This is a genomic window from Methanoculleus sp. UBA413 (assembly GCF_002502935.1).
Classification (GTDB): domain Archaea; phylum Halobacteriota; class Methanomicrobia; order Methanomicrobiales; family Methanoculleaceae; genus Methanoculleus; species Methanoculleus bourgensis.
In genome coordinates this window covers 25569-38116 of the sequence record NZ_DAQR01000093.1, presented here as the reverse complement: position 1 = coordinate 38116, position 12548 = coordinate 25569, and the positions used below count along the sequence as shown (strand labels likewise).

Annotated in this window: 8 protein-coding genes and 2 pseudogenes; 9 read left to right on the top strand and 1 reads right to left on the bottom strand. The window is 58.9% G+C overall.

The genetic code is table 11. The annotated features are described in order from the left end of the window. The 6 genes and pseudogenes from BP858_RS07660 to BP858_RS07635 all read left to right on the top strand — a co-directional run. Positions 1-999 (top strand): annotated as a pseudogene (locus tag BP858_RS07660) (DNA-directed RNA polymerase subunit B); the annotation flags it as partial. A gap of 19 nt (positions 1000-1018) precedes the next feature. Further along, positions 1019-3667 (top strand): DNA-directed RNA polymerase subunit A', encoded by a 2649-nt coding sequence (locus tag BP858_RS07655; RefSeq protein WP_214165998.1) that lies wholly within the window; start codon positions 1019-1021, stop codon positions 3665-3667. Next, positions 3664-4836 (top strand): DNA-directed RNA polymerase subunit A'', encoded by a 1173-nt coding sequence (rpoA2, locus tag BP858_RS07650; RefSeq protein ID WP_014866083.1) that lies wholly within the window; start codon positions 3664-3666, stop codon positions 4834-4836. The genes BP858_RS07655 and rpoA2 overlap by 4 nt, the downstream gene beginning before the upstream one ends. An 11-nt stretch (positions 4837-4847) precedes the next feature. Then, positions 4848-5135, top strand: a complete 288-nt coding sequence (locus BP858_RS07645; RefSeq protein ID WP_062261218.1) for a 50S ribosomal protein L30e — start codon at positions 4848-4850, stop codon at positions 5133-5135. A gap of 3 nt (positions 5136-5138) precedes the next feature. Continuing rightward, positions 5139-5588, top strand: a complete 450-nt coding sequence (locus tag BP858_RS07640) for a NusA-like transcription termination signal-binding factor (protein WP_014866085.1) — start codon at positions 5139-5141, stop codon at positions 5586-5588. Positions 5589-6254: 666 nt separating this feature from the next. Next, positions 6255-7418 carry a hypothetical protein gene (locus BP858_RS07635; RefSeq protein ID WP_214165999.1) on the top strand — a complete coding sequence of 388 codons (1164 nt, stop codon included), beginning with the start codon at positions 6255-6257 and terminating at the stop codon, positions 7416-7418. Between the two features lie 598 nt (positions 7419-8016). Here BP858_RS07635 and BP858_RS07630 read toward each other — a convergent pair. Then, positions 8017-9048, bottom strand: a complete 1032-nt coding sequence (locus tag BP858_RS07630; RefSeq protein WP_214166000.1) for a DUF1786 domain-containing protein — start codon at positions 9046-9048, stop codon at positions 8017-8019. On the opposite strand from BP858_RS07630, the gene BP858_RS07625 reads away from it, so the two are divergent. From BP858_RS07625 to BP858_RS07615, 3 genes and pseudogenes are all read left to right on the top strand, one after another. Continuing rightward, positions 9027-9425 (top strand): hypothetical protein, encoded by a 399-nt coding sequence (locus BP858_RS07625; protein WP_394339382.1) that lies wholly within the window; start codon positions 9027-9029, stop codon positions 9423-9425. The genes BP858_RS07630 and BP858_RS07625 overlap by 22 nt on opposite strands. A gap of 249 nt (positions 9426-9674) precedes the next feature. Then, on the top strand, positions 9675-10310 hold the full coding sequence (locus BP858_RS07620; protein WP_214166001.1) for a winged helix-turn-helix transcriptional regulator: 636 nt from the start codon (positions 9675-9677) through the stop codon (positions 10308-10310). A gap of 337 nt (positions 10311-10647) precedes the next feature. After that, positions 10648-12051: pseudogene (locus tag BP858_RS07615) on the top strand (IS1634 family transposase); the annotation flags it as partial. Positions 12052-12548 lie beyond the last annotated feature (497 nt).

Below are 12548 nucleotides of genomic sequence, written 5' to 3'. Positions count from 1 at the left end.
TACGCGAACCTTGATGACGACGGCATCATCAACCCCGAGACGGTTGTCCACGAAAAAGACGTGCTGATAGGGAAGACCTCTCCGCCGAGGTTCCTTGAGGAGCCCACGAGCGAGCTCATCGCCGTCGAGAAACGGCGCGACACCTCGGTCACGATGCGGAGCAACGAGCGCGGGATCGTGGATACCGTCATCATCACCGAGGGCGAGAACTCCTCGCGTCTCGTGAAGGTCCGGACCCGTGACCTCCGGGTGCCTGAGGTGGGCGACAAGTTCGCGTCCCGGCACGGCCAGAAGGGCGTTATCGGTCTCATCCAGCCTTCAGAGGATATGCCGTTCACTGAGTCCGGCATGACGCCTGACCTGATCATCAACCCCCACGCGATCCCGAGTCGTATGACCATCGGGCATATGCTCGAGATGCTGGGCGGCAAGGTCGGCTCCCTCGAGGGCCGCCGGATCAACGCGACCGCATTCCGCGGCGAGCGTGAGGCAGACCTCCGAAGGTCGCTCAAGGAACTCGGGTTCTCCCATGACGGCCGTGAAGTGATGTACGACGGCATCACCGGCCGCCGGTTTGCGGCCGACATTTATGTCGGCGTCATCTACTACCAGAAGCTCTATCACATGGTCTCGAGCAAGATGCACGCGCGGTCTCGCGGCCCAGTGCAGGTGCTCACCCGCCAGCCGACTGAAGGGCGTGCCCGCGAGGGTGGTCTTCGGTTCGGTGAGATGGAGCGCGACGTGATGATCGGTCACGGTGCGGCCATGGCCCTGAAAGAGCGGCTGCTTGACGAATCTGACAAGGTGACCCAGTGGGTCTGCGCAAAGTGTGGTATGGTGGCGATGCTTGACCGGAAGAGGAAGGTGACGCGATGTCTTGCTTGCGGCAGCGAAACCGATATCTACCCTGTCGAGATGAGTTACGCCTTCAAGCTCCTCCTCGACGAGATGAAGAGCATGGGCATTGCTCCCCGCCTGAGACTCGACGATATGGTGTAAGAGGGGGCGTAATCAAACTATGACCAGTCCAAAACGTGTTGGAAGGATCGAGTTCGGGCTCTTCTCCCCGAAAGAGATCCGCAAAATGAGCGTCCGGAAGATCATCTGGGCGGACACCTACGACGATGACGGATTCCCCTACCCGCAGGGCCTGATGGACCTGCACCTGGGCGTCATCGACCCCGGTCTCCGGTGCAAGACCTGTGACCAGAAGGCGGCCGATTGCCCGGGCCACTTCGGGCATATCGAGCTCGCAAAGCCTGTCATCCATGTTGGGTATACCCGGCTGATCCGGAAACTCCTGCGGGTGACCTGCAGGTCCTGTTCCCGGCTGCTGATGACGACCGAAGAGGTCGAGAAGATCGTCGGGCCTGAGGACAGCGACCTCACCGTGGATGTTGTCTCCGAGAAAGACGTCAAGAAAGAACGGATCTGTCCCCACTGCGGGGAGCAGCAGCTCAAGATCAACTTCGAGAAACCCACCACCTTCTCCGAGGTCTTCGTGGAAGACGGGAGGAAGGTGGAGCACAAACTGACTCCTGCCGACATCAGGGCGCGTCTTGAGAAGATCCCGGACGACGATCTGCGGCTGATGGGGGTCAACCCTGACGTCGCGCGGCCGGAGTGGACGATCCTTACGGTTCTCCCGGTCCCGCCGGTCACGATGCGTCCCTCGATCATCCTCGAGAACGGGCAGCGGTCCGAGGACGACCTGACCCACAAGCTTGTGGATATCATCAGGATCAACCAGCGGTTCAAGGAGAACCAGGATGCTGGCGCTCCCCAGTTGATCATCGAGGACCTCTGGGAACTCCTGCAGTACCACGTCACCACCTACCTCGACAACGAGGTGGCGGGGTGCCCGCCCGCCCGACACCGGAGCGGTCGGCCCTTAAAGACCCTCTCGCAGCGTCTCAAAGGGAAGGAAGGGCGATTCCGTGGTTCGCTCTCAGGGAAGCGCGTGAACTTCTCCGCCCGTACGGTGATCTCGCCCGACCCGAACCTCTCTATCGGCGAGGTCGGGATACCGCTTGCTATCGCAAACGAGATGACCGTCCCGGTCAGGATAACCCCGTTCAACATCGAGGAGATGCGGCAGTACGTCTTAAACGGTCCTGTACGTCCTACCATCAGGTCGCCCTGCGGTGCAAACTATGTCATCAGGCCCGACAACCGGAGGATGCGTCTTTCGGATGTAAACCTAGAGACGGTCATGGAGATGCTCGAGCCGGGCTGGACGGTGGAGCGGCAGTTGAAGGACGGGGATATCGTCCTCTTCAACCGGCAGCCCTCGCTGCACCGGATGAGTATCATGGCCCACCGCATTGTCGTGATGGACGGGAAGACCTTCCGGCTGAACCCGGCGGTCTGTCCTCCCTACAACGCCGACTTCGATGGCGACGAGATGAACCTGCACATCCCGCAGACCGAGGAGGCCCGTGCGGAGGCCGAGATCCTGGTCTCGGTGCAGGCAAATATCCTCTCGCCGAGGACCGGCGGTCCGATCATCGGCGGCATCCACGATCATATCTCGGGGATCTTTCTCTTAACGCACAGGATGCGCCACTTCCGAAAAGAGGACGTGCTCTATCTCACCCAACACCTCGATATCGACCACCTGCCCGAGCCGGATGCGGTGGATGGTGACGGGAAGCCGCTGTGGACCAACAAGCAGGTCTTCTCGCTCATCCTCCCGGATGAACTGAACATGATCTTCCGTGCTTCGTCGTGTCAGAACTGTGAGACCTGCCGGCGTGAGATGTGCGAGAACGATGCTTACGTCCGGATCATCGACGGTCACCTGGTCACCGGCACCATCGACAAGAAGGCGATCGGTGCGTTCGACGGCCAGATCCTGCACCGGATCATCAGGCAGTACGGCATGAAGCGGGCCGCCCGGTTCATCGACGACGTGACCAAGCTCTCGATCCGGGGCATCATGTTCCAGGGGTTCTCGTTCGGCATCGATGACGAAGACCTGACCAAGACCGAGTACGGCCAGATCGATGAGGTGCTCAATGGTGCCGTCAGCGACGTCGAGCGCCGGATCAAGATCTTCAAGGAGGGGCAGCTCGAACCGATGCCGGGCCGGACACTCGAGGAGACGCTTGAGATGCAGATCATGCAGGTCCTTGGCAAGGCCCGTGACCGCACCGGTGAGATCGCCGGGCGGCACCTTGGGATGGATAACAGCGCTGTGGTGATGGCGGTCTCCGGCGCCCGTGGGTCGATGCTGAACCTGACGCAGATGGCCGGTTGTCTCGGGCAGCAGTCGGTTCGTGGTGAGCGAATCATGCGTGGCTACGAGGACCGGACCCTGCCGCATTTCCGGCGCAACGAGCTCGGTGCGGAGGCGCACGGGTTTATCGCCAACAGTTACAAGAGCGGTCTCTCCCCGACCGAGTTCTTCTTCCACGCCATCGGTGGGCGTGAAGGTCTTGTGGACACTGCGGTTCGTACATCGCAGAGCGGCTACCTGCAGCGGCGGATGATCAACGCGCTACAGGATCTCAAGGTCGAATACGACGGCACCGTCCGGACGACGGGCGGCCGGATCATCCAGTTCCGCTACGGCGAAGACGGGACTGACCCCGCAAGGAGCAGTTACGGCGCCCCGGTGGACGTGAAAGGCATCGTGGAGAGCGTCTTAAAGGAGGAGGTCAAATGAACAGCGATCTTGAAGAGCGGATCGATACCCTCGATCTGCCCTACCGGACCCGGGAAGACCTGAAGGCGAGTCTCGCAGACCGGGATATCACAGAAGAGGAGTTCGACAAAATCCTTGAGATGATCTTCTTCGAGTACGAGAAGACCAGGATCGAGCCCTGTGAGGCGGTCGGTGTCGTGGCGGCGCAGTCGATCGGCGAGCCCGGTACCCAGATGACGATGCGGACCTTCCACTACGCGGGTGTGGCCGAGATCAACGTTACCCTGGGTCTCCCCCGGCTCATCGAGATCATGGATGCCCGGCGGGAACCGAGCACCCCCACGATGGCGGTCTTCCTGCTGGAAGACTGGGCGTTCAACCGTGACCGCGCCCGTGAGGTGAGCTGGCAGATCGAGGCCGCGCCGCTCCATGAGTTTGGGGATATCACCATCGATATGGAGCATATGCAGGTCTTTGTCCAGCTCAACAAGCAGGTCTGTGACCGGCGGAGGATCGCGGTGGACGAGATCATCGAGACGGCCCCGAGGAAGATCAAGGAGAAGCGGCACTTCCGCGACTTCGAGGTTGAAGGGGATCCGAAGAAGGCGTCGATTGTATTCACCCCAAAAGACCGGGAGAGTTACCAGAACCTCTTCCAGCTCGCGGAGCACGTCAGGAATGTCATCGTTCAGGGTATCGATGACATCGAGCGGGTGGTCGTCAGAAAAGAGGGCGGAGAGTATATCCTTTATACTGAAGGCTCCAACCTAAAAGATGTCTTCGAAGTCGAGGGCGTTGATACAACCCGCACGCGGAGCAACAACATCAGCGAGATCGCCGATGTGCTCGGTATCGAGGCGGGCCGGAACGCGATCATCCAGGAAGCCTTAAGTACCCTGAACGAACAGGGTATCGGCGTTGATGTTCGTCATATCATGCTCGTCGCTGATATGATGTGCATGGATGGCGAGGTCAAGCAGATCGGCCGGCACGGTATTGCCGGCGAGAAGGAGAGTGTCCTCTCCCGGGCTGCATTCGAAGTGACAGTCAACCATCTGCTGGATGCAGCAATCGCGAACGAGGTGGACGAATTGAACGGTGTCACCGAGAACGTGATCGTGGGCCAGCCTATTCAGCTCGGCACCGGCGATGTGAGACTCATCGCAAAACGCGTAAACCTGAAAACCTAGGAGAATTATACATGGACTTTAATGCTTCACTACGCAAAGCCGTGAAGACTGGTACCGTGTTTCTGGGCCGGAACAAGACCCAGGAATGCATCGAGGAAGGCAAGGCGAGACTTGTCGTGGTGGCTAAAAACAGCCCCGAATCTGTCAAAAACCTCGTGAAAGAAATCGACATCCCTGTCTACATCTACGAGGGTTCGAGTGTCCAGCTCGGGAAAGCCTGCGGTATGCCGTACGTTGTCAGTGCGCTTGCCGTGATCGAGCCTGGTGAATCCGATATCCTGAATGTTGCGAGAGTGTAGACGATGCCACAGGTCGTGCTGACTGAGGAGTGCATGCGCCTCATCTCCCAATTTGAGAGTCTTACCGGCGCAGGTAGCCGCGATTGCGTCGTTGACAACCGTAACGAGCGCATCATCTTCGTGATCAATCCCGGCGACATGGGTCTTGCCATCGGCAGGGGCGGATCGAGTATCAAGAAGGCTTCCGACGTGATGGGGAAGCGGATCGAGGTTGTAGAGTATTCGCCGGACCCGGGCCAGTTCATCCGGAACTGTTTCCTCCCTGCGCATGTCACCGATATCGACTTTGCCACCGACGCGGAGGATCAGCCGATCGCCCGCGTGGAGGTGCGCGATGAGGATCGGGGGCTTGCTATCGGGAAAGCAGGGAAAAATATCTTCAAGGCAAAGGTTCTTGCGCAGCGGCAGCACGACATCGCCGATGTCCAGCTGGTGCAGAACGAAGTTGCCTGACCTTCCCTCTCCTTTTTGTTGCGGTCACCCCGGCGAGCGGAGGCTATGGTGGTCTCCTGCAAGCTCTGTTCTGATGCCTTCAGGGTACCGTTTTTGCCGTTACTTCCGGCCGTCCCTCCCTCCGGACCGTTTATCTCTCGCTTCCCTTCCATTAGGATGCCCGGGACCACTGCGCTCGTTGGTCCTGGATCCGACTCCTGATTCTCATCGTACTCGGGGGATCCTGATGGGGCGGATCCGCTCAGGGGAGTTCCAGAGGGCTTGTATCCAGAAATTATTTATACCTGGAGCCTTATGAAGAGACTCCCATAATCAGAGGATCCGGGCGAGCGGTGAGACCTACCTCCCCTGTAGCGAAACGGGTTGGCGGGTTACCCGGAGGCCCTGGATGCCGGAGTGTGTTTCTTTGAGGCGTCTTTTCCTTGTGTCAGCAATAGTGGTGCTCTGCGTAGGTGCGGTTGCCCTCTCCCATCCTGCGTTTGTCAGCTCTTTGGGCGCCGGCGACCCGGGTTGGCCGGGGGTATCGCGGTGACCCCACAGCCCGTCCTGAGCGAATCGGATATCCGGGATCGGGTCATCAACTGGACTGAAGATAGCATCGGGGCTACGCCCGGTGAAACTGCCGGCGATGAGAAACCCGTTACTCCAAAAGTGCCGGCGACGGGCATGCCTACCGAGAATTCGACGCCGGCGACGACAACGCCCACTCAGAACGCTACAGCCTCTTCGGAACCTACTGCGACAGCGACCACTGATATCGATGATTCTGACGACGAGGAGCCGGAGGAGACGACGGCAGCAACACCAACCCTGGAGCGGGAGGCTCCTCCCAGACCGAACGCGACACTGGCGAAATCGCACCAGTCCCACGACCGCCCGCTGGTCCAGAGCGACCACCAGCTCATCACTCCGGCGTCGCCCATCCCCCCGGGCGAGAACCAGACCGGGGCGTCGCCTGCGGTCACGGTGCCGCAGGAGGGCCTGATCGTCAGGGGTGTCGGGGTGCTCCTCCCCCGGACCCCGGAGGATGTCGCCCTTACCCGGAACGGTGTGGAGATAGCGAACCTGGACTGGCTGCTTGACCCTGTCATGCACCTTGGCGGCAGGCACCCCCGGGCAGCGTTCGAGGGGGAGCCGTTTACCGTCACCGTGACGGTCGAGGCCCGGAACGTAACGCTCACGGGAGAGAGTCCTGCCTATGTTGTCCTGGTGCCACCGCCGGCTGGGACCGGGGTCTACGAGGTCACCCGGACCCGTGAGCCCGGAGGACTCAGGGATGGGGAACGGGCTGTCTGGGAGTTCTCGGTCGTCACCCGCACCGGGAGACTGACGCTCGCAAACCTCACCCTCTCTGAGGAGAGACAGGTCACGGATCTGACGTCGAACCCTGAGTTCTTTGCTTTCCGGGCATACGCCTTCACCTCCGGTCAGGAGTACCCGTCAGTAGGGCTCTCTGACCCGGTGCTCGCCATCCGGCCTTCCGGGAACACAACCGTGATAGAGGAGTCGTCCCTCCCTGCCCTCTACACGCGTGCGGGTATCCAGAACTTGGCGCTCCGCCCGTCGGAGACGATGACCGGAGCCTGGGACCGGGGCGTTGACCACAATGCGCTCGTCACTGAAGCGGCCGGGCACCTTGACACCATCAGGGCCCTCGGGAAAGAAGAGGTAACGGCCCTCTATGCCGAAGAAGGAACGGGTGGGCGTGAAACGGGGGCGGATGTGCCGGCTGCGTCCTCATCCGTGTCGTCCCCGCTCGACCTGATCGCGGGATTTTTCCGTGGCCTGTTCGGGTGGTTCGGGGAGACGGCCCAGGATGGTTCTCCGTGAGGGTAGGTAAGATATCTTTTTCCCGGTTGATGATGCGGGAGAGCAACTGTGTTGGCACCGGCGGTGCTCGAACCCCGGTAGCATACATACACCCGTTCACGGCTTTTCACTAGGTATCACGTTCAGGAAAACGACTGCCGGAACTCCCCATAAGGCATACCTGCAGACTCCTTTTAAGATCCCCACCTCGCCCGCGCCGGGCGTGCGCTCCTCAATCGCACCTTCGGTCCAATCTCCGGACGTGCCGTCCGTGGAACCCTTCGACCAGTCGTTCCCCGCACCTGGGGCGGGGGCAGTACGTCGTGATATGCACGTTCTAAAGTGCCATCTGGGGGGTACCGCGGGAGTTCGAGCACCGTCATTCCAGTACGGTTACCTGAAAAACTAAAACTATGAGAGAACCCGCTACAGTGGACTGTGGTGGCTATCATACCCAGGGGAGGGGCTGACGGGGAGTGCGACGGGCGGAACACCCGGTGCTCGACCACCGCTAGGTGAGGAGGGGGAGCCTCCCCCTCCCCTGCTTCCAACTCGCACCTTTGGTGCTCGAACAACTGCAGGGAGAGTTCCCCTCCACCCCACAGCCCGGGTCTACCCCTCACCGCTCCCTGAGCTGCTTCCAGAGGTACATAAGCCCGAAGCACCCCGAAAGCGTCATATCACCGAAGGGTGCCGCCTGGTAGGCCTCCGGCATCAGCCTGAGCCGGTTGGGGCCGGTGACGACCACGGTATCGGTGACGAGCGGTTTCCTGACCGCTGCCCCGTGACCGCCGTCATCAAAGACCTCTTCCGATGTCAGCGTGCCGTCGGCGAGCCGCCAGAGGTAGTGCTGCAGTTTTTCGGGGTCGAGTGCACCGGTGTGGTGCTCGAAAAGCCCGTAGATCTCCCTCCCTTTCAGGGCGAAGCTGAGAGTGTGGCCGTTCCCGACGTTGACGAGGATGATCCCTTCTTTCGCCCGCTGCCGCACCCAGGGGTCGCAGAGCGCCCCGATGAGCGCGACCGGCCCGGTATCGGTGACTAGCGCTCCCGACGCCTGCTTCCGGACCGCCTGCATCCTGGTCATATCATGGAGTGGCGGGTCCGCGACAAGAGAGAGGAGGTCCCAGTCCCCGGCATCCAGTTGTTCCCGCATGAGTTCAAACCTGTGGATACGGTTGCTCCGGTGCGGCGAGTAGCCGTGGTCCTGGACCGCGACCGCGACATTCTCCGGGTACTCCACACCGAAGAGGGAGAGGGCCTTCTGCAGTTCCGGCTCCATGTAGTCGGTAGTATGGATGGTCACCGCGTCCCCGGGAGCAGTGGCCCGGATCTCCACACCCATCGAACGGACCCGCTCGAGGTCGTCATGGAGGGTCCCGGCGGCTCCGGGCGTGGCATAGACAGGGAGCCCTCTGGCCAGGTGCTCCCGTATCGCGCCGGTGTTTGCGCCGCCGCCCATCAGGAACCCGTCCAGGAAGACCGGGAGCCCGGCTCTGGTTGCCTGTCGGATGCGCTCCGCCACCACCACGGTCGGGGAGGGGAGGACCAGTTTGATGCTGTTCTCGATCGGCCGGCCGGGCTGGTAGACCAGGATATCCTGGGTGCCCCTGCCGACGTCGATGGCCAGGAGTGGAGTCGTCAGATCGATCATGGATAACCTCGCACGCCGCCGTACCTCCATGGCAGGCGGTTACTATCAGAATCTCCCCGCAGGGTCAAAAAAGGTGTGATAGCGGTCAGGCGTTCCGACGGTCCGCCGCCGGGGAAAGAGTGAACGACATCGCCGCATCGATCCAGTACAATCTGGCCAGAGGCGTCGCCGCGATGGCCATCCAGGCAGCGGAAGAGCGGGGGATCCCCCGGGTGGCACTCTCAGGCGGGGTGGCGTATAATCGGACGATCCGGGAGACGATCCGCCGCGAGGTGCTGGCGGCAGGGCTTGAGTTCGTCATCAACCACGACTACCCGCTCGGGGACGGATGCATCAGTTTCGGGCAGGTGGTGTACGGCGGGAGCATGGAGGGGTGAGGAGGGCGGGTTCGGCTGCCCCGGACGATGGGTACCGGTAGAGGAACTCCCTTCGACCATCGGCATCAGGCTCCTCCGCCATCACGGCGTCGGACGGGTGGGGACGGTCCGCCGATTGCGCACATCCCGGGCACGGTAACCGCCGGTTACGAGATCGAACCGGGGAAGTACTCCAGCGAGGTACACGACCTCACTGGCGAGAGGTATGACTTCGAGAAGAACATACTCTAGGACTTGCCGCTCTGGGCGGTGCTACCCTATGTCATGCTCACATTCTTCCCCGTGTGCTTCTTCCCCGGCGAATTTGTTTACTTTCTCTTCCTGACGTTCGGCTACCGACGGGTGACGCAGCGCACAATTCTCGACGACGACCTCCGGCGTGACCTCTACCGGCAGATCGCCGCCTATCCGGGCATCGAGACCGGGGAACTCAACGAGCTTACGGGTGTCTCGCGAAGTCGGCTCCGGTATCACCTTGCCATGCTCGCCAGGGAAGGAAAGGTGGCCACCGTCTGTCACCGGGGCCGCTACGGGCACTTCGCACGGAACCAGAGGCACACCGCGTTTGAACAGCGCATCCAGATCGTCCTACGGGAGGAAATTTCCCAGGTGATGCTCGGGCGTCTCCTCGAATCCATGGAGGTGGACCGGAACGATCTCTCGGAACGGCTTGGAATCTCCGGTCGGATGGCCTCGGATAGGATGCGGGAGTTCAAGGGAGACGGGATCGTCGTCACGGAGAGGGATGGACAGTTCGTCCGCTACCGGCTCTCCGAAGCTGCCCGGGAGTTCTTCGACTGGCATCCGGAAGCTCTCCGCCTCCCCGGCCATCCCGGCACGGAGAGTTATCCCGCCGAAATGGGTCGCGAGATCTCGTCGGGCTAAATTCCAGCGCGCGGGTCCGTATACCTGTCTTGCGGCCGTCACGCTCCGTCATCGAGATCCGATCTCGCATGAGAGGAAACCACTCGCAGTACCGCTTATCACGAACCCATCCCAAGAAAAGTCGTGGTTTTCACCTTCATCCCACCCATCGATGAGATAAGAAAATCCGGGTATAGGAGTGAGCTCGCGTTTCCAATACCTTAACGTGAATTGTCCTGCCCTGCGTATGCAGGAGAGCGTTTCCGCACTGCGCTTCTCTCCCACAAAATGTAAATACCCAACTTTGCCAGTTGGCAACACATAAGAGTGTTCTTAGTGATGTTTGAATTGAGCTAAAATGCAAACACAACTAAGAACCAATGAGATTGAGCCGACTGACAATATATCTTTTCCTATCGGTACCATTCTCCTCGTTGCAAGGCTGTATGACGTCCTGAATTTTCACGCTATTTTCGGGAAACACAAGACGCGGGGTATCGATATCAACAAGTTGCTTCAAGCCCTGATCAGTTACAAACTGACGGATAACTTCAGCATCAAGCGTTCCCACGAATGGATCACCCGGCCGGAAGTTCTCGCCGAGTTCAATCTCCCGTCCTTCAGCGAACGAACCCTCTACCGTGTCCTTGAAATCCTTGGTGTCAACCGGGATGAAATCATCTCCGACCTCCAGGATGTCCTTTTTGCGCGGTATGCCTTTGAGCATACCAACATCAACATGGATTGGACCAGCATCGTTCTTCACGGTACTGAGGCGAAGCTCGGAAAGTATGGCTACAGCCGGGATCACCGGCCCGATAAGAAACAGATCACCGTCGGCGTCACCGAACTTGCCGACCCGATCCATGTCCCGATTGGGATGACAATCGAACCCGGCAATCTCAATGATCAGATGCACTTCAAGAAGACCTATCGGCAGTCACGCGACCGGCTCAGAGAGGGTTCTCTCGTGATATTCGATAAAGGAGCGAACAGTGTCGCCAACATCCATATGATCCGGGCAGATCAGCTGCAGTACATCACTGGGAAGAAGCTCAACAAGAGCGATGACAAGATTATCGCTGCATTTGAGACCTATCATCCTCAAGTTATTGATGCAGAATCCGGGATTCGCGGGATTATAATTGAGAAACCAAGCAGTACCAATTACCTCTACTTCTCCGAAAAACTGCAGAACGAGCAACTGGAATCCCGAGCCAGAAAAGTCGTGCGAGAGATACAAGAAGCAAAGGCCATTCAGGAAAGCATTGACAAGAAGAAGAGTCTTCCAAAGCGATTCCGGATAAACAATCTGCTTGTGGATGTGGACTACTCCATCCAGACAAAACTGCTCGAACTCTCGGAAGAGGATGCCGTCAAACTCCTTGAAGAGAAGTTCATCACCGGCAGAGAAGGATTCTTCTGCCTGAAATCAAGCAAGAAGTTGACACTTACCGAAGCCCTGCTGACCTACCGTAAAAAGGACTCGATTGAGAAGATCTTCAACTCGCTGAAGAATGAGATCGAGATCAAGCCGCTGCGGGTATGGACGGATAACAGCATTTACGGTGCGCTAATCATTGGGTTTATTGCGCAACTTTTTGTCTCCCTGATCCGATTCGAGATCCCGGAACTGAAGCATACGTCAACGAAATTCATCAAACAGGCGCTATTGAATTTGACAGTTACCATTGATTCGTGGATGAGGAAGACAAAAAAGTACATTCACTCCAATTTTGATGCCATAAACACGATGATTCTACGGCATAATTGGGCCATTTCGGGATCGGGGAGGGGGGAAAAGACCAACTGGCAAAGTCTCTATCCCGATGAAATTCTGAAGGCATGAGATCACGATAGCCGAGGATCTCATGGGGTGAGTGAAACCCAAAGTGGCAAACTTAGGTAAATAACGAGCATGGTAAGGAGACCCCTATCGGGCTTAGTTGCCAAGGACCATCCCACTGCAGGGAAAATAATACCACTGTAACAGGGAGCCAGATCAGAATACCCAGGAAAGAGCTTTTAAGCCCAATTACGCCACGAATGACTTCGAAACCACCTAATTCCCGCTGATACATCAGGTAGTTCCCAAAGGAGACAAAAACATCATGGGGCCAATATAAAGCCAGTTAACGACCGGATTTTGAATACCGTCTAGGTGAGGGAAAAAAGTACGTTCAACGAACCACAGAAGAACAATCCAGGCGATTGCCAATAGTACCCCGAGTACTGCTCCCCCTGCCCGGCTCGATTTTT

Excerpts from the sequence above, each read along its gene's own strand:
- BP858_RS07655 (WP_214165998.1), top strand. The coding sequence starts at position 1,019 with ATGACCAGTCCAAAACGTGTTGGAAGGATCGAGTTCGGGCTCTTCTCC.
- rpoA2 (WP_014866083.1), top strand. The coding sequence starts at position 3,664 with ATGAACAGCGATCTTGAAGAGCGGATCGATACCCTCGATCTGCCCTAC.
- BP858_RS07645 (WP_062261218.1), top strand. The coding sequence starts at position 4,848 with ATGGACTTTAATGCTTCACTACGCAAAGCCGTGAAGACTGGTACCGTG.
- BP858_RS07640 (WP_014866085.1), top strand. The coding sequence starts at position 5,139 with ATGCCACAGGTCGTGCTGACTGAGGAGTGCATGCGCCTCATCTCCCAA.
- BP858_RS07635 (WP_214165999.1), top strand. The coding sequence starts at position 6,255 with ATGCCTACCGAGAATTCGACGCCGGCGACGACAACGCCCACTCAGAAC.
- BP858_RS07630 (WP_214166000.1), bottom strand. The coding sequence starts at position 9,048 with ATGATCGATCTGACGACTCCACTCCTGGCCATCGACGTCGGCAGGGGC.